The following is a 17,124-nucleotide window of genomic DNA, read 5'->3' as shown; positions in this document are numbered from 1 at the left end:
TAGCGGCTAAAGTAAGCGGCGGTAGATATGACATAAGCGGCTCATAAAGACTTTATCTTGTCCGCTCCACTGCGTTATATAGGTTGTGCTTGCTACTCCGTCTTCAAATGCCTAGCTGAGCGTATATTAGACTTGCTAGCGTATATTAAACTTTCCGTAGAGCATTTTCCTTAATTTATCACTACCTCGTTTCACAAATTCATCCTCGGATTCATCCTCTAGAGGTTCACCAATTTGATCACTAAATTCAGATAAAAATGTTTTATCTTGAACTAAGCTAGATACTTTTTCTGAAAACTTCTGTTGCTCACTGCTAGAGATAGAAAGTGGTGCTAAAAGCCCCTTAACGGTTGTTGTGAGAGCTAATTGAATTGTTGAAAGTGTTGTATTAGATGCTGGTAGGGCTTTGGTAGGTGATTCTTCCACTTCATCCATAAACTCTTCAAAGCTACTCATAACTTACCTCCTCTTTGCTGCCACCATTTATAAAAAGCACGAAGTATCTCCTGAAAAGCCTTGACAACCGATTCAATGATTAACTTTTTGGTCGGATCATCTATTTTGTCCCAAACCTTGAAGAACCACTGGCGCAGCAATCCAAGCAGTCCTCCACCAAGCCACCAAGGAAAGGCCATCTATATACTCCAGAATCTCGAGTGAGTAAATCACGATAATTTGAAACTCTGAACGCTGCTAAACAGCAGTCAGCGTACCTTGATTAATAAACTATAACTGCTGCATTAACAGCATCAAATTCAATAAATTTATCGTCCTTTAAAGCTAAATCGCCTTTGTATAGCAGAGGTAAAGATAGCGAAGACACTGACTTGTAAATCGCTTCGATTTACATTTGTGCTGGTGAGCGATCTCGATCATGAGGACTGTTGGCGAAACATTGCTTAATACTCTGCAAGTCCTGAAATCCCGTTGTCCTCTTGTTAAAGCTGCTGGGTACAGGGGCATCCTAACTGGAAGCCCAGCGGACTAGAGGAGTATCACTTGGATTTTATTGTCATTGATACAGAGGGAAGCCCCGCACTGCGTGAGCTGGCCGTGCTCGACAGCCAAGGGCAACTCCTCTACGAAGCTTTTGTGGCGGAGCATCCAGCCCATGCTCACAGCTACCGTCCCCTGAAACCGCTGCGAGCGATTGTGCAAGACATCACTCGCCTAGCACGAGACAAGTCGGTCGTTTGCCATTACGCCCAGCACGATCTAGAAGTCCTGCAGGGCAGTTTTCGCCAAGCTCACGTGCCTTGGACCGGATTTAAGACTCTCTGTACCTGGGCACTGGCCAAGCAACACTTGCCGCCCTTTGAGAGTTACTCGTTAGCCCACCTCAGTCAGTGCCTGCAGCTGCAAGTCAACGGCAAGCGCTTCAACGCCGAGCAAGCGCATACCGCTCACTACGATGCGGCCTTTACCCATCAGCTTTACTTAACCATCCTGGAGCACCAACAAAGGAGAGCCTTGCCCACGCCACCACCACACACACCAAACCCCTACAGCAGCAGCCGGGTGGATAACCCCTTTCAAGATCACCTGGACCTGCAGGCGGTGTATCGAGCTGAATTTGCGCTACTGAAAGCGGCCTTAGGTGATGTCAAGGCTGACCCCAATCAACAAAGCAAAGGCGCGGTGATACTGGGAGCCGCTGGCTCCGGTAAAACCCACCTGATCATGCGTCTGGCTAAAGAGCTGCTCCGCACCAATCGCCTGTTGTTTATCCGCCAACCTAACAACGAAACGGCAGTAATGCACCACACCTACTCACGCATCTTAGAGTCGTTAGCGGAACCTGTAGTCGGCAGTGATCGTACTCAATTGGAACTGCTCCTGGCCAACAGCTTCGTCAACATTCTCAGTTCACTGGAGCAAGTGATGGGGACACAGAAAGGGCGGGAAATTCTGGCCGCGTTTCAGGAGAATAGCTTGCAGCTCTACAGCCGCTCCGGCACGGAAGAGACGCAACGGCATCGGGCCCGGTGGGAGTATATTGAACGCCATATTACGGAGTGGTGGGGTCGACACTACACCGCTGCTGGCTATGCTGCCACGATTCTCAAAGGCATCATCAAGTTTTGCAGCTACAGCGACCCCCACAAAAAAGACTTGGTACGGCGCTGGTTAGCCGCTTCAGAACTAGAACCGGCGGCAGCAGAGAGTATTGGTTTAGAGAACTGGCAAGAAGACATGAGCCGGGAAGAGTTTGCCCTGGCTGCCATCACCGTGTTCGGTCGCCTATCCACCCTCGATGAACCGCTCATCATCGTGTTCGATCAGCTCGAGAGCTTGGGACTGCCACACAACGCCCCGATCCTAAGGAGCTTTGGTGCAGCAGTGAAAGAGCTGTTAACGCATGTGCCCCACAGCCTCATCATCCTGAACTTGTTTCCAGAACGGTGGGAGCAGTTCCAAAGCTACTTTGATGGCTCGGTCGTGCATCGCGTGTCCGACTACATTGTCCCACTAGAGCGTCCCAGTGCCGCCCAGCTCGAAGAACTGCTCAGCTTGAGAGCCCAAGCGGTCGGACTGGAGTGGCAGACCCTCTTCACGCCCTCGGCACGCGCCAGCATCCTGAGTCAGCCCTCCATCCGCGCGGTGCTGAAGCAAGCGGGTGCTTACTTCCACGCGCGCGTTCACAACACCCCACCACCGCGACCGACGGACGCAGCCACACCGCTGGCCGAGCGCTCGGTGACCGCACGGCTGCAACAACTGGAGCAAGTCATGGCTCAAATGGTAAGTCTCCTACAGCCCTACTGGAGCAGCCTACCGTCAGGCGAAAGGCCCTCTAGTCATGCAGTAGTGGCACCCCTCTCTCCAAGCTCGCCGGACGCTGAGGGCTTACCACCTGACCTGGACACTACCAGTGCCCCAGTGTCAGTTGCAGCCGTGGTCACGGACTATTTGAGCCAAAAGCGGCTCGTACTAGCGGCGGACTACACGCGACCCACGATCATTCAGGATGCGAATGAAATTGGTAAACTAGCGGCGATCGCCGCGGCGTTTCAGTTGCATCAAGCCTTAGAGTTCGAACCATTAAGTTTCGGCAGAAGCAGGCTACCCGAGCACTTACGGATTCGAACCGCACAACAGGAGTTTGTCATTGGCTTTCTGAACGCCAGTGGTAATACTTTCACGGCGAGAATCAAAAACTTTAACCAGCTTGTGGCGCTGCATCCAGAGATAAAGTTTACCTTGCTCCGGGATGGGCGCGAACCTCAACTTACGGGTGCTGTCGGTTTAGCGGAGATTGAGAAGCTGCAGCATAGTCCGAACGGTCAGTTTCAGGTGATGGCCCCAGACGACCGCATCAGTTTTGACCTCCTCTATAACTGTATTCTTGATATTCAAGAACGGGATTTAGAGGTGGAACTCACGCTGGCGCTGCCGCTCCTGCTAGACTCCTTGAGTGACTACTGGCTCATGGCGGCCTTGCGCGGTCAGCCCTTGCACGCATGAGGCAATACCAGCAGTCTGCCCCCTTTGTTCATCATTAGCTTTGCTGCTTAAAGCGGTTCAATCATGATCACAACACAGTGTTTGCCCTTGGTCTAGTAGGTTGGGTAGCGATCGCTGATTCGTGGTTGATGTTTAAAGATCAGGCAGAAATAATGCGGAGCACTCAGCGCAGCTTGTTTGGTGGCACCCTTCAAGAAAAGCCGGAAGCCCATATGGCCGCCTACCTATCACTTACGCGGAGCGAGCCCCTGACCCTTTGGTGATTCAGGGGTGCCATGACACGCGCTGCCCTGTCAGACAGATGCAGGTACGAGACAAAACTGTGATCCCTGGGCAATAACGAACAGAATCTTCATGATCAAGAAAATAAGCTCCGCTTTGTCTATCAGTTTTACAACGTTAGCCAAAGTAAGCTCGGTGGCTGAAGGGCTGGGAAGACCTACCTCTAGAACGTCAGAGCAATGAGGTTGCGTGTTAGAAGACTCAAACCTGTCTTGAGCACAGCTGCTATCGCCGCTTGTACATATCAATCATGGTGAAGTTTGAGACTTAGGGGAAGCAACTCTAACTGTATTTCAAACGATGAGAATTTAGAGAGAACATTAACCAAAATGAATCCTTGAATATTCCATCTGATAAGGCTTTCAGAAATTGTTCGACCGTTTTTCAAAGAAATTCTGCGTTTATTTGTCTATGTAACAGAAAATTGTTCGACCGTTATTTTATTCAACTGAAAAAGTGAACGCAATATCAGGTATTTCAGCCGTTGAAATTGTTCAACCGTTTTTCAAAACTCCAGCAGCGCGTGCAAATGACGGGTGCCCTTTATCTACCCCAACCGGCAACGAATCCGGGTGGCTTTGACTTTCAAGCCTATCTTAGGCAGGAGGGTTGCTTTGCAGGGATGCGGAGCAAGCAAGCTGAAGTGCTGGAAGATCAATCGCGCTGGGGCTGGTGGCAAATACGGCAACGGGTGGTGCGATCGCAAATGCTCTGGCTCGGTAGTCCTGCTGGAGCCTTGGTCAGCGCGATGGTCTTGGGTAGCCGAGGTGTTGATCTTCCGTTTGACTTGAAAGATCAATTTACTCAGGCAGGATTAGCTCATGCGCTAGCAGCATCCGGCTTCCAGTCTTCATTGATTCTGGGTGTTGTGTTGGCGTTAACCCGTCGCTTTTCGGCAAAGGTGCAGTTTGTTGCAGGCACAACAGCTCTATTGGTTTTCGTCGGACTCACTGGCATACAGCCTGCCGTGCTACGAGCCGCTGTTATGGGCTTTGGTGGGTTAGTGGCATTAGTGATGGAACGCAAAGTGAAGCCGCTGGGAGCGCTATTGGTGGCAGGCGTTCTCTTACTCCTGTTCAACCCCTTGTGGCTCTGGAATCTCGGCTTTCAGCTCAGTTTTTTGGCAACGATGGGGCTGATGGTAACGGTGCCACCGCTGACGAAACGATTGGATTGGATGCCCAGCGCGATCGCGCCCCTCTTTGCCGTTCCGATCGCCGCTTATCTATGGACGTTACCGCTGCAACTTGCTGCTTTTGGTGTTTTGTCGCCCTACAGCATTCTTGTCAACTTAATCACTACGCCGCTGATCTCGATTCTCAGCATTGGCGGCATGATTAGTGCTCTGGCAGCATTGATCTGGTCACCCGCCGGTAGCGCGTTGGCGTGGCTGTTGAAGTATCCAGCCCAAGCACTCATGCTTGTTGTCGATGGGTTCAGCCAGTTGCCAGGCAATACTTATGCGGTAGGCACCATTTCAGCGTTGGCGGCGATCGTACTTTACTGCTTGCTATCCCTGACCTGGCTTCAACCCTGGTGGCGCAGGCAATGGTGGGTGGCGCTACTGCTGGCGATCGGGCTGGTGGTGTTTCCGGCATGGCAGGCAAGTGCCGCAATGTTCCGCCTGACGCTGTTAGCCACTACGGGACAACCTGTGATGGTGCTGCAAGAAGCCGGACGCACGGCACTTATCAATAGTGGGGATGCGTCTACTGCTGGTTTTGCTGTGCTGCCATTTCTACAAAAAGCAGGGGTGAATGAGGTGACGTGGGCGATCGCTACCGATCACCCTTCAAAACGACCAGACGGCTGGGGCAAAGTGGCAGAACGTCTACCCATTAAGCAGTTGTACACCGTCAAGGAAAACCTCATTCAGGACACTGCACTGACGGTAAAACCCACTTTGCTAGCAGCAGGACAGACAGCGCGAATTGGCTCCAATCAGTTCAAACTATTGAGTACAGAGCCGCTGATTGCCTCACTACAACTGCGGCAGCAAACCTGGACACTGTTGGGAAGCCTATCGCCAGAGCAGCAGCAGACACTCCTTCAATCTGGTCGCTTGCCAAAGACGCAGGTGCTTTGGTGGTCTGGTCAACGGCTACAGCCAGACGTTGTGGCAGCACTACGACCACAAGTGGCGATCGCCACTACCCAGCTACACCCCCAAACTGAAGCTCAACTCCGCCAGCTTGGTACTCAGGTTTATGCGCTCGGACGCGATGGAGCACTTCAATGGACACCCATCGATGCCTTTAAGACAACTTTAGAATCGCAAGAAAACTCGCCCTCTGCCCTGTAGAATAGATTACTAGCCGTTAGTTTTTTGCTGTTGACTAACCAACAACCAAAAACTAAGCCCCTTATGGAGAGGTGGCAGAGTGGTCGAATGCGCCTGACTCGAAATCAGGTTTGGGGCAACCCAACGGGAGTTCGAATCTCCCCCTCTCCGTCCCGTCCTATCGACGTTTCAGTCGTTCAACTTGACTCACTCAAACAAGATTCTTTGGGTTGATTTCAGCTAAAAGAGCAGAAATTGGGGAAGTTTGGGGGAAACTGAAGATGCTATAGAGACCAAGATTCAGGCGATCAGTCGCAGGCTAGAGACAATCTCGCTTGGACGAAAGGGCGATAAGCTCTATGTGCTGGGATAAAGGTTCCTTCACGATCGTAAGAAATTACAGTGGTGGCGCGACCATCAGCCAGCCCCGTGCTTTCAAAAACTGCATCGTTGCCAGCCCTTGAGAACGCAGTGTGTCTTCGTCTGCATCCGGTTGCATCAACGAAGGAAACTGAGTGTAGGGCTGCCAGCGCAGGGACGATCGTGGCTTTAACCATAAAATCAGCGGCTCGTCTTGTGATGCATTAGGCGGCGGCATCCAGGTCATGTCACCACCTGCCGCAGCCGCAAGAAACTGTTGCATGATACCCTCGCAGAAATGTTTGGATTATAGCGGTTGACGGCAAGCATTCGACTCTGGCAACTTGCTGATTATTAAAGGAATGCAGTTCCGCCTGTGGTAAATGCTGAGCATTAAGGAGCAACTTTGGACAATTGTCGCCCAGTGCGAATGCTGAAACGCCGACACTATGTAGAATGGCTAAATTAAGCACTACTGAGAGACCGGGTTTCGACTGCGCTCAACCCGCTTACACATAAAACTGAGAGCATCTCGACTTCGCTCGATGCCTCTTGCAAATAACTATGCCCAACTCGTTACGACAAACAAAAAGTCACGTTACATTGGCAAATCAAACGTTCAGATCAACAATTTGAGCCTGAATTTCTGTGCCGTTAAGATGCAGATGAGCTAGTGTAACGGGAAGCTTAAATCTTCGCGGTCCTGCACTACCTGGATTAAGAAAGAGAACACCGTTGTGTTCTTCGACTAGCGGTTTATGGGAATGTCCGCTAATGACCACTTGGATTCCTGCAAGTTGTAAATCGATCGTCAAGTCTTTAAGGATGTGCAACAGGTAAAGTGAAACGCCTGCGATTTCAACAGTTTCATGCTCAGAAATTGCCTCTGCCCATGAACCTTTGTCATTATTGCCCCGTACTGCAATCACAGGTGCAATGGCTCTTAAACCATCCAGCACCTCTGGCTTGCCAATATCCCCTGCATGCAGAATCAGTTCAGAGTCTGCCAAGGCATCTACTGCCTCAGGGCGCAACAGTCCATGAGTATCGGAGATTACGCTAACTTGCATTTCATCTGGTTCAAAGAGGATTATTTGCGTTGGCTGCATGCCTGATGATGGCTAAAGCAGGCACTAATCAGTCATTGGGTCTTGAAGCCCAACACACAAAAAGGTTGGGTTGATTGTTCAACCCAACCTTTAAAGGCTGTACAGAAAATTCTAGCGTTGGTTCAAGACGCTGCTCAACAAAATTCTAGGAAGCCATTGCGACTTCAACCATTTCTTGCAGTTCGCCTTTTTGATAAAGTTCGATCAAAATGTCAGAGCCGCCAACAAACTGACCATCGACATAGACCTGAGGAATGGTGGGCCAGCTGGAGTATTCTTTAATGCCCTGACGAATCTCATCATCAGCCAGCACATCCACTGTCTCGAAAGGTACGCCAAGCGTGTTAAGAATTTGCACAACGTTGTTAGAAAAGCCGCACTGGGGCATTAGCTTATTGCCCTTCATGAAGACCATGATTTTGTTTTGCTTAATGAGCGTTTCGAGCCGCGCTTGAGTTTCGGGAGTCATAAGGTTTTAAGGGGTGAGGTGTGCAAGAGGACTGAAGCTTAAAAAGAGCCGATCGGTGACACAATTCAAACCGCTTGGCTGGCGATCGCCCAATCATGAGGGGTATAAGTCTTGATTGCCATGGCGTGAATTGCCCCGCTAAGTAGATGCTGCTGGACTGCCTTATTCACCAACTGATGCTGCTGTACCAGGCGTTTACCGTCAAATTGCGATGACACAACTGTCACTTCGTAATGTTCGCCATCGCTCGTCAACACCTGAACTTGGGCATCGGGTAGTACAGCTTTGATCATGGTTTCAACCTGATCGGGGCTAATCATTTGCTCTCCTTAACCAATACTGATATGCGTAACTCTAGTCTAACGTTCAGTGCCAAGCTAAGTCTTGTTGGGTTAATGACTCATGAGGTTGAAGACAGGCGCGATCGCAGGCACCCTATTCCACCAACGGTACTGCCAATCAATCTCTATTAACGTGGTGCTGCACTTGGTTGATCAGCACGAGGGCGAGGGAATGGAGCATCTACGAAACCTAGCTCAAGGAGTTGCTGGTAAGCTTTTTGCCCCAGACTGCGAGTAGGCTGTTGACTGCGAATAATTTGCACCAGCAGGGGAACCGCTAGTTCTGGCTGATTTTGCGCCCGATGCACCAGCGCAAGCTGATAGGTGGCTTGGTCACGCATTTCGGCAGATTCCAACGCTTTACGTCGCTGGGTATCGGCAATGCGATTATCAATGCCAGAAAAACTGCCTGCTAATTCCTGGTAGAAGTTAGACAACTGGTTGAAAACCTGACGCGCATCCTGAAGTTTTTTGATGGCAGTGGGATAATTCTGAGCAGAAACGGCTTTGTCGGCATCAGCCATCAGGCGCTTCCCACCCTGCTGACTAAGCAGACCCGCATCTTGATCCGTCGGACGCAGAATGCTTGGGTCGTTAGGGTCGATCGGCTGCGCCCGGTCGGGACTCGCTGGCAAAGCTTGAGCGAAACCGCTTGCAGGCTTTAGCAACACGGCAGCCGCCAAAAGAGAAAGGGAGATTACTCCCGCAGTGCGGAAAAAGCGAGTAGTTCCAAAGAATTCCATGGGCAGCTCTAAATCTAATTGCAGAAACAGAAGAAACACAACTGTATCAAAACTGTGAGTATATTACCATTGCAGGGTGACTCTGCGCCTATGTGGTCTTTTGAGTCATTCGTAGAGCTTTGTCTATGTTAAACAAAGCAGGGATTGCAGTGTGGGCTGTAGTGCAGCGTCGCTACACCCCATCGCCAATACCCTCTTGCAGCTTTTCAATGAGGTGTTTTAATGTCTGACCAAACGCCAGTCAATTCGCCAGGAAATCAGGGTGGAGGGATGCCCGAGTCAAGCTTCAGCCAAGTGTTGCAGCGTGGTGGCGAAGAACTGTTGCTAGAAAAAGTGAACGATCGCTTTACGGTGAATGCAGTAGACAAAGCTGCGATCGCGGGTCTCATCGAGCCGCTGCCTGCCGATGTTAGTCCCGAGCGTGCCCCCGCTAAACTGACAGAGATTCGGGTAGACCCGGCACAGCGCGATGCGGTGATGCAGCAGGTGCGTGATGCCGATGTAGTGAACTATGCTAGCCATGTTTATCAGTTAAAAGATGATCCAGGCTCGCGGCTTTATTTAACCGATCAGATCACGATTCAGTTTGCTGCCTCCGTAACGGCAGAAGCGATCGCGCAAATCACTACAGCGATCGGGTTGCAGCAGGTGAAACCGATCGCGGGTGTGCCGAATACCTTCTTGTTTGAGACGACGGCTAGCGCGCAGGAAAACCCCCTGAAAATTGCCAATCGTTTGATGCAGCGATCGGAGGTGCTGACGGCAGAACCAAATATTGTCGTGCGAACGCAAGCTCTCTATCGTCCTCGTGACCCCATCTATGCTAAACAGTGGCACCTCAACCACAATGGCGGCGCTGATCTGGCACCCAATTCTCACGTTTCGGCTGAACAAGCTTGGGATCTAACGCGAGGCATTCGATCAGTGACGATCGCGATTATGGATGATGCGGTAGATGTATCACATCCAGACTTTCAGGGCATTGGCAAAATTGTAGCTCCCCGCGACTTTAAGGAAAATGACTTTTTGCCGCTGCCCGGTGATCCTGACGACAATCACGGTACTGCTTGTGCTGGTGTTGCCACGGCTGAGGAAAATGGGGTGGGTTCCGTTGGTGTTGCGCCTGGCTGCGCGCTCATGCCCATTCGCACCACCGGCTTTTTGGATGATCAGACGATCGAAGAGATGTTCGGCTGGGCAGTGACCAAAGGCGCATCGGTCATCTCCTGTAGCTGGGGTCCGGCATCCGTCTACTTTCCGCTCTCGCTGCGGCAACGCGCTGCTCTGACTCAGGCTGCCACGACTGGACGCAACGGTAAAGGTTGCGTGATTGTCTTCGCAGCCGGGAACGCTAACCGTCCGACCAATGGCAGTGTTGATGAAAGTGGCTGGCCCAATAATGCGCTGAGTGGTCCAACGTCCTGGCTAGGCGGCTTTACCGTGCATCCAGATGTAATCACGGTTGCTGCTTCGACGAGCCTCAACCGGAAAGCTGCGTATAGCAACTGGGGTGCAGAAGTGTCTGTCTGTGCGCCTAGCAACAACGCACCGCCTGGCGTAGGGCTGCAAGAAACGGGTTACGTCTTCACACCACCGCAGATTAGAGGGGCATTGCCCGGATTGGGCATTGTAACGACCGATCGCGTTGGTGCAACAGGTTATTCCGCTAACGAAAATGCGATCGATTTTGGTGGCACCTCCAGCGCTTGTCCATTGGTAGCAGGAGTGGCAGCGCTAGTGCTGTCAGCAAACCCCGATTTAACAGCCGCAGAGGTCAGGCAGTTACTGCAACAAACAGCAGACAAAATTGTAGACCCCAATCCCGATCCTCAGTTTGGCTTTCGCAAGGGCACCTATGAGGCAAGCGGACGCTGCGACTGGTTTGGTTATGGCAAAGTAAATGCTGCCAAAGCGGTGCAGGCAGCTGTGCAGCGGCAGGCAGCGGCAGCGATCGCGTCCTCTCGCCAAATCCAACAGCAAAATACTACCAGCGTCGCTATTCCCGATAACAATCCTCAGGGACTTACCAGCACAATTCAGATTGCAGAGACTGGCACCGTGCGATCAATTCAAATTAGCGTGGCGATCGACCATACCTTTCTAGGCGATTTACAAATCAGCCTGATCTCACCTGCCAATCAAACCGTTTTACTGCAAAGCCGCAGCCTCGGACGCAGCACTCGCCTCCAAAGCACCTACACGCTGCAAACCACCCCTTTGCTAAGACGTTTCCTCAACCAATCCGCTCAAGGGCGTTGGCAACTGCGCGTTGTCGATGCGGCAGAAAGCGACACAGGCACACTAAATAATTGGACCTTGACATTGGGAGTGTGAGGGCGAGGAGGAGCAGAGGGAGGAGGCGGCGCAGAGGAACGAAGGAGCAAGAGAAGTAAGAGGAGCAGAGAAAGTAAGAGAAGACATTTGAGTTTTGTAGGGCTTTACCCTCTCGAAGAGTCTTTCAATTACTGCCCCTTGCTTCCCTCGCTCCCCCTGCCGCCCCCGCTCTCTATGCTTCCCCTACTCCCTTCCGGCTCGCACTACTCCACCAAACGGTTATCCATCGCAAAGCGGACAAGCTCAGCACGATTGCTGGTATCCGTTTTGCGGAGTAAGCTGCTGACGTATTTTTCGACTGTACGCGGACTCAAGTGCAGATGTTCGCCAATTTGCATATTTGAGTGCCCGTCTGACAAGATTTTCAGCACGTCATGTTCGCGCTGCGTCAGGTTTAGTGCGGCAACAGCGATCGAGAGTGCTGCTACACGTGTTGCCTCTTCTCGATCAGTATGTGACTTGAGCGACGACGAAAAGCGTGCTTCGCTTGCGGCTTCAGTCTCACGGCTTTGTGCAGCATCGCCTCTAGTAAAGCGCCAATCTCGCTCAATCATTTGCAGGCGCTCTAGCAAGTTTCGCACCACTGCACCTAACTCTTGCAGTTCAAAGGGTTTGGAGAGGTAGACATCGCAGCCTGCCTGATAGCCGCGAATACGCTCCTGCGTGTCATTACGCGCTGTTAGAAACACTACGGGCAAAAGTCGCGAAGTTGGACGCTGACGGATACGGCTGACTAACTCGTAGCCGTCCATCTGCGGCATAGTGATATCGGTGACAACGAGGTGCGGCTGGTATTCCTCAACCAGCTTGAGCGCTTCCTGACCATTCTCAGCCGAAACAACCAGGTAACCGATCGTTTGCAGGTAATCACCGATCGATAGCCGCGTCCCTAAGTCATCATCCGCAACCAGGATTGTGAGAGGCATACAAAAGCTGCTGTTAGCGTGTCCAAACCTTGATTACATTTTTAGAAAAGCGCTATAAAACTAAAATATATCGGTTTTAGCTTTATCTGTGGGGCGTAAATAAGCGATCGCGAACAAGAATTTTACAATCACCTGCCTGCGATCGCCTATCCTGCCACGGTTAGAGCTGCTTCAGCTTAAGCTTGCCTTTAAGCTCGACAGATCACTTGGGTTGCCTTCCAGTACAACACCCTGTTGATTAGCAGCCAGGTGGCGCACAATCTTGTAAATTGTCTCAGTTTTGTCAGTAGCACCGAGAACTGTTGCTAAGGCAGGTAGTGACAGTGGCGCACCTTCCTGCTCTAGCGCTTCTACCACTTCCATTTGCAGTTCCAGGATGGCTGCTGCTGCCTTCTTCCCCGCCTCTACCCCTGGCTGGTGGTACGCGTTGATGTTGACAAGAAAGCCGTACAAGCCCACAGCTCTTTCATACAGCGCAATTAAGGCACCAATCGATCGAGGGGACACGTCAGGCAGGGTAACCGTGATGGAATCGCGCTGATTTTCGTAGAGCGCTTGCCGCGTACCTTGCAGTAGCCCAGAGAGATAGTCGCCGGCAGTAACACCAGGTTCCACCTCTACAGACGGTTTCTCGCGGTCTTTCAGCACTTCGATAAAGGTCAGAAAGAAGTTTGGTACGCCTTCACGTAACTGCTGCACGTAGGCGTGTTGGTCGGTCGAGCCTTTATTACCGTAAACGGCGATCCCCTGATATACCGTCTTGCCATCCAGATCTTTTTCTTTGCCAAGCGATTCCATTACCAACTGCTGGAGGTAGCGGCTAAACAGCAACAGGCTGTCTTTGTAAGGCAACACAACCATATCTTTTTCACCCTTGCCGTTGCCTGCAAAGTACCAGGCAATCGCCAACAATGCTGCCGGATTTGCTTTGAGGTCGGGCACACGAGTAGCAGCATCCATCTCTTTTGCGCCTGCTAACATACTGCGAATATCAATGCCTTGCAGTGCCGCGTCAAGCAACCCAACGGCAGAAAGTTCTGATGTGCGTCCTCCTACCCAGTCAAACATGGGGAAGGTTGCCAACCACCCTTCCGATCGCGCCAAGTCATCCATTTTGCTGCCGGGCATCGTAATAGCAACGGCTTGTCTAGCAAAATCCAAGCCCTTGTCGGCAAAGGCTTGCTTCGCTTCCACCATGCCGTTGCGGGTTTCAGGGGTGCCACCTGATTTAGTAATGACAATGACAAGCGTACTATTCAGACGATCGCCCAGCCGCTCAAACACGCGATCGAAGCCAGCGGGATCGGTATTGTCAAAAAAGTGAATTGCCAGCGGCGGCGCTTCGGGTGCTAGTGCAGCAGCAACAAATTCGGGTCCCAGAGCTGATCCACCAATGCCGATCGAGAGAATATCGGTAAATTTAGCTGCCTGCGGTGGACGAATCTCACCGGCGTGAACTTTGTTGGCAAAGGCTTCCAGTTGGTCAAGCGCTTCGGTAATTTCTTGCTTGAGCGCTGGCGTGGGAGCTAGGTCAGGGTCGCGTAGCCAGTAATGACCGACCATGCGATTTTCATCAGAGTTGGCGATCGCGCCACCTTCTAATGCCGCCATATCCTTAAACGCCTGCTCGCATTTTGGCTGCATCGTCGCCACAAATGCATCGTCAAACCGCATCCGGCTGATATCTAAATACAGTCCCAAACCTTCGTGATAATAGAGCCAGTCTTGGTAGCGTTGCCAGAGTGCAGCAGCATCCATAGCGGGGTTCACGCCTCTTAACGTTCATCACTGTTCAGTGTATCGGGGTGTGGGGCTAGGAGCGTGAGGTTTTGGAAAGAAATAAGAAAGGGAGGGAGGAGACAGGAAGGATAAAAGATGAGGGATGAAAGTTTGGGTTGATTCGCTACTAGCAGTCAGCGGTCAGCAGTTAGCTTTTTAGCCTTCTGCCCTTTGCCTTCTGCCTTCTGCCTTTTTCCTCAAGGCTCTGGTTTTGGCAATAGCCGCAAGAATTTGACAACCTGTCCAGTGATTTCGAGGCTGACGAGGTAGTGGTCGAGCGTGAAGCGGTAGAATATTTTGCTGCTGCCAAGGGCACGAAAACCCGGTAGCGAGTGCACTTGTTGAATGCTGGTGAAATCTTTGAATACAAACTGCTGCATTCTTTTCTGGGCAGCAGTCTCCAGGCTTGTTAAATCGAGCAGAAACGATCGCTCATAGCGGATTTCTAACCCTTTAAAGCTGGACATTCTTTGGGATAAAGCTGGTTGGGCAGGCACTTGATTAACGTTCATAAGGGCGATCGCAACACATTACAGCAGTGATAGAAAACGGAGCGCTTCTTCACGAGTGAGCGTATCTCCTGGCTTCAGGGTTTCCTTCGAGGCTTGCGTTGCCCTGAGCATATAACAGTCGCAGTAGAACTCAGACAGCCCAGCCCAGACCTCTAGCAGTTCATCGTCTGCTAACTGCTCAACAAGGCGATGTAATCGATCTTTGAGAAGGCTCATGATGACCCTGACCAATAAGTTCAAACCAGATAGCGATCGTATAAGCTCAGAATGCCCAAACAACGGGCTAGGATCGCAGTTCACTATAGCGGTTGAATCCAGGTAAGCTCCGTATAGAATCGATCGCTACTGGTTCTACTTGCCTGGTAGGATACGATTCAATCGCCCTTTGCTAACATGGCTCATGCTCGATTTCAGTGGCATTCTGCTGTTCTTTACACCCAGTTATCTTGTCTCGTTGATGATCTTCACTGCTACCTTTGCCCTGTTTAGCCTGGGCTTAAATTTGCAGTGGGGCTTTACGGGGCTGATTAATTTTGGTCACATTGCTTTTATGACCGTTGGCGCTTATACCACTGTGTTGTTGAGCATGAAGGGCGTACCGCTTCTTTTGGCAGTGCTGATTGGAGCAGGACTGTCAGCGTTGCTGGGTTTGCTGATTGGGCTGTCTACACTGCGCTTGCGGGAAGATTATCTGGCGATCGTCACGATCGGTGTGTCTGAAGTCATTCGCCTTATTGCGCTGAACGAAGAATGGCTGACGCAAGGCTCACGCGGCGTTTATAGCTATCCCCTACCACTAGAAGCGCTGACCAGACCTACTTTCATTAGCAAGCTTGGCATGATTGGTCTCTGGACGGTCATTTTTGGGCTGGCTGGCTGGCAACTGTGGCACTGGACGTGGCGACGGCTTGATCGCCTGGGGCAAAAAGACACCCGCAATGGCAAACAACCAGGGCGCATCGGCAAACTAACGCTGGGCATCTCTACCGCGCTTCTGGGCTTGATACTGTACTGGGCAGGTGCCGTTTCGCTCTACAACTATTCTTACAAAGCAGGGCTGATGCTGGTACTGGTAAGTGTGCTAGCGCTAGTATATTGGCGGCTAGAAGCGCTGGTGCGATCGCCCTGGGGTCGCGTGCTTAAAGCCATTCGTGAAGATGAGGACGTTGCGAAAGCATTGGGCAAGAATGTGTTTTGGTACAAACTGCAAGCACTGATGCTGGGTGGCGCGATCGCGGGCATTGCCGGAGCCTTTTACGCATGGCAGTTGAACTTCATTAATCCCGATGGCTTTATCCCACTCATTACCTTTCAGGCATGGACGATCGTTGTGCTGGGTGGGGCTGGCAACAATGCTGGCACACTGCTGGGAGCCGCTATCTTTTGGGCATATAACTCAGTGACGCGGTTTCTGCTGCCTGCGATCGCCCCTGCACTCCACGCGATCATTCCCGCCATTCCACCCCAGCTTGATGAAGGCAGAGCCGGAGCCTTCCGAATTATGGTCATTGGCTTGCTGCTCATTGTGCTCATGATGGCGCGACCACAAGGCATTTTAGGCAAAAAGGAGGAACTGTCACTTGGTCGATAAAAACCCCAATGCCGTTGATCCTGCAGAACATTTGAGTCATCCTGACAGTGAAGACCTGGCAGACATTTTGGCAGATGTGGAACCGATTGAGCAATCCGCTAAACTGCAACTGCCGCTTCTGGCAGCAAGTGGGCTAATCAAAAGCTTTGGTGGGCTGGTAGCAGTCGATCAGGTTGCGATCGAAGTGTCCAAAGGCAGCATTACCGGACTGATCGGTCCCAACGGCGCTGGCAAAACAACCCTCTTCAATTTGCTCTCAAATTTCATTCATCCTGACAAAGGGCGCGTGCTCTTTGATGGCGAACCGATTCACCACCTTCAGTCACATCAAATTGCCCAACGCGGCATGATCCGCACCTTTCAGGTTGCACGGGTACTATCACGCCTTTCTGTACTAGAAAATATGCTGCTGGCAGCTCAACACCAAACAGGCGAGAATTTCTGGTTCACCTGGTTTAAACAAAAGCAAATTGCAGCCGAATTACGCCAGCAGCGCGAACAGGCAATGACGATTTTGGACTCGATCGGCCTTGCACATATGGCGCATGAATACGCGGGATCGTTGTCGGGTGGTCAACGCAAGCTGCTAGAAATGGGACGAGCGCTGATGAGCCAACCCAAACTAATCTTGTTAGACGAACCTGCCGCTGGCGTGAACCCAACGCTGATCAACCAAATTTGCGATCGTATCCTCACCTGGAACCGCGACGGGCTGACCTTCCTGATCATTGAACACAATATGGATGTGATTATGTCCCTGTGCGATCGGGTCTGGGTACTTGCTGAAGGACGTAATCTCGCCGTTGGCACTCCTACCGAAATTCAAACCAACGCCCAAGTGCTAGAAGCTTACCTGGGGCAGTAAAGCAATTAGGTCAGCACTTCGTTATACAACTCTATCTGCAATGACCACTCGAAAAATGTCTTTAGGA

General features: G+C 51.3%; 17 protein-coding genes and 1 tRNA gene. 7 read left to right on the top strand and 11 right to left on the bottom strand.

Annotation, left to right across the window (positions count from 1 at the left end; translation table 11 throughout):
* Positions 1 to 135 precede the first annotated feature (135 nt).
* On the bottom strand, positions 136 to 456 hold the full coding sequence (locus tag H6F86_RS24390) for a hypothetical protein (protein WP_190452154.1): 321 nt from the start codon (positions 454 to 456) through the stop codon (positions 136 to 138).
* Positions 453 to 635: a hypothetical protein gene (locus tag H6F86_RS24385; protein WP_190452151.1), complete on the bottom strand. Its 183-nt coding sequence runs from the start codon at positions 633 to 635 to the stop codon at positions 453 to 455. Before H6F86_RS24385 ends, H6F86_RS24390 begins: the two co-directional genes overlap by 4 nt.
* A 364-nt stretch (positions 636 to 999) precedes the next feature.
* Between H6F86_RS24385 and H6F86_RS24380 the strand changes: the two genes are divergently transcribed.
* From H6F86_RS24380 to H6F86_RS24370, 3 genes are all read left to right on the top strand, one after another.
* Positions 1,000 to 3,465, top strand: a complete 2,466-nt coding sequence (locus tag H6F86_RS24380) for an AAA family ATPase (protein WP_190452149.1) — start codon at positions 1,000 to 1,002, stop codon at positions 3,463 to 3,465.
* Between the two features lie 772 nt (positions 3,466 to 4,237).
* Positions 4,238 to 6,049, top strand: a complete 1,812-nt coding sequence (locus H6F86_RS24375) for a ComEC/Rec2 family competence protein (RefSeq protein WP_206756090.1) — start codon at positions 4,238 to 4,240, stop codon at positions 6,047 to 6,049.
* Between the two features lie 65 nt (positions 6,050 to 6,114).
* A tRNA-Ser gene (locus H6F86_RS24370) sits at positions 6,115 to 6,199 on the top strand.
* Between the two features lie 226 nt (positions 6,200 to 6,425).
* Here H6F86_RS24370 and H6F86_RS24365 read toward each other — a convergent pair.
* From H6F86_RS24365 to H6F86_RS24350, 4 genes are all read right to left on the bottom strand, one after another.
* Positions 6,426 to 6,671 carry a hypothetical protein gene (locus H6F86_RS24365; RefSeq protein WP_190452144.1) on the bottom strand — a complete coding sequence of 82 codons (246 nt, stop codon included), beginning with the start codon at positions 6,669 to 6,671 and terminating at the stop codon, positions 6,426 to 6,428.
* 328 nt (positions 6,672 to 6,999) lie between these two features.
* Positions 7,000 to 7,497 carry a metallophosphoesterase family protein gene (locus tag H6F86_RS24360; RefSeq protein WP_199305472.1) on the bottom strand — a complete coding sequence of 166 codons (498 nt, stop codon included), beginning with the start codon at positions 7,495 to 7,497 and terminating at the stop codon, positions 7,000 to 7,002.
* Between the two features lie 145 nt (positions 7,498 to 7,642).
* Entirely contained in the window at positions 7,643 to 7,966 is a 324-nt protein-coding gene (grxD, locus tag H6F86_RS24355) for a Grx4 family monothiol glutaredoxin (RefSeq protein WP_190452142.1), read from the bottom strand.
* A 65-nt stretch (positions 7,967 to 8,031) separates the two neighbouring features.
* Positions 8,032 to 8,286 (bottom strand): BolA/IbaG family iron-sulfur metabolism protein, encoded by a 255-nt coding sequence (locus H6F86_RS24350; protein ID WP_190452140.1) that lies wholly within the window; start codon positions 8,284 to 8,286, stop codon positions 8,032 to 8,034.
* 24 nt (positions 8,287 to 8,310) lie between these two features.
* Between H6F86_RS24350 and H6F86_RS32955 the strand changes: the two genes are divergently transcribed.
* On the top strand, positions 8,311 to 8,439 hold the full coding sequence (locus H6F86_RS32955) for a hypothetical protein (protein WP_277881708.1): 129 nt from the start codon (positions 8,311 to 8,313) through the stop codon (positions 8,437 to 8,439).
* Here the strand turns inward: H6F86_RS32955 and H6F86_RS24345 are convergent.
* Entirely contained in the window at positions 8,436 to 9,050 is a 615-nt protein-coding gene (locus H6F86_RS24345; RefSeq protein WP_190452138.1) for a hypothetical protein, read from the bottom strand. The two genes, H6F86_RS32955 and H6F86_RS24345, sit on opposite strands and share 4 nt — an antisense overlap.
* Before the next feature lie 222 nt (positions 9,051 to 9,272).
* On the opposite strand from H6F86_RS24345, the gene H6F86_RS24340 reads away from it, so the two are divergent.
* On the top strand, positions 9,273 to 11,384 hold the full coding sequence (locus H6F86_RS24340) for a S8 family serine peptidase (RefSeq protein WP_190452136.1): 2,112 nt from the start codon (positions 9,273 to 9,275) through the stop codon (positions 11,382 to 11,384).
* 203 nt (positions 11,385 to 11,587) lie between these two features.
* Here the strand turns inward: H6F86_RS24340 and H6F86_RS24335 are convergent, their stop codons facing one another.
* The 4 genes from H6F86_RS24335 to H6F86_RS24320 form a co-directional block, all read right to left on the bottom strand.
* Positions 11,588 to 12,310 (bottom strand): DNA-binding response regulator, encoded by a 723-nt coding sequence (locus H6F86_RS24335; RefSeq protein WP_190452135.1) that lies wholly within the window; start codon positions 12,308 to 12,310, stop codon positions 11,588 to 11,590.
* Between the two features lie 171 nt (positions 12,311 to 12,481).
* On the bottom strand, positions 12,482 to 14,068 hold the full coding sequence (locus H6F86_RS24330; protein ID WP_190452297.1) for a glucose-6-phosphate isomerase: 1,587 nt from the start codon (positions 14,066 to 14,068) through the stop codon (positions 12,482 to 12,484).
* 218 nt (positions 14,069 to 14,286) lie between these two features.
* Complete coding sequence (locus H6F86_RS24325; protein ID WP_242033673.1) at positions 14,287 to 14,601, bottom strand: cytotoxic translational repressor of toxin-antitoxin stability system; 315 nt, start codon at positions 14,599 to 14,601, stop codon at positions 14,287 to 14,289.
* An 18-nt stretch (positions 14,602 to 14,619) separates the two neighbouring features.
* Positions 14,620 to 14,817 carry a hypothetical protein gene (locus H6F86_RS24320; protein ID WP_190452133.1) on the bottom strand — a complete coding sequence of 66 codons (198 nt, stop codon included), beginning with the start codon at positions 14,815 to 14,817 and terminating at the stop codon, positions 14,620 to 14,622.
* Between the two features lie 184 nt (positions 14,818 to 15,001).
* On the opposite strand from H6F86_RS24320, the gene H6F86_RS24315 reads away from it, so the two are divergent.
* Both H6F86_RS24315 and H6F86_RS24310 read left to right on the top strand, forming a co-directional pair.
* Positions 15,002 to 16,192, top strand: a complete 1,191-nt coding sequence (locus tag H6F86_RS24315; RefSeq protein WP_190452131.1) for a branched-chain amino acid ABC transporter permease — start codon at positions 15,002 to 15,004, stop codon at positions 16,190 to 16,192.
* Positions 16,182 to 17,057, top strand: coding sequence for an ABC transporter ATP-binding protein (locus H6F86_RS24310; RefSeq protein ID WP_190452129.1), 876 nt, complete (start codon positions 16,182 to 16,184; stop codon positions 17,055 to 17,057). The genes H6F86_RS24315 and H6F86_RS24310 overlap by 11 nt, the downstream gene beginning before the upstream one ends.
* Positions 17,058 to 17,124 lie beyond the last annotated feature (67 nt).

Source organism: Phormidium sp. FACHB-592 (assembly GCF_014695795.1).
In the GTDB taxonomy this organism is placed as follows: Bacteria; Cyanobacteriota; Cyanobacteriia; order Leptolyngbyales; family Leptolyngbyaceae; genus Stenomitos.
The sequence above is the reverse complement of the archived record's forward strand: the minus strand, read 5'-3'. Positions and strand labels throughout refer to the sequence as shown.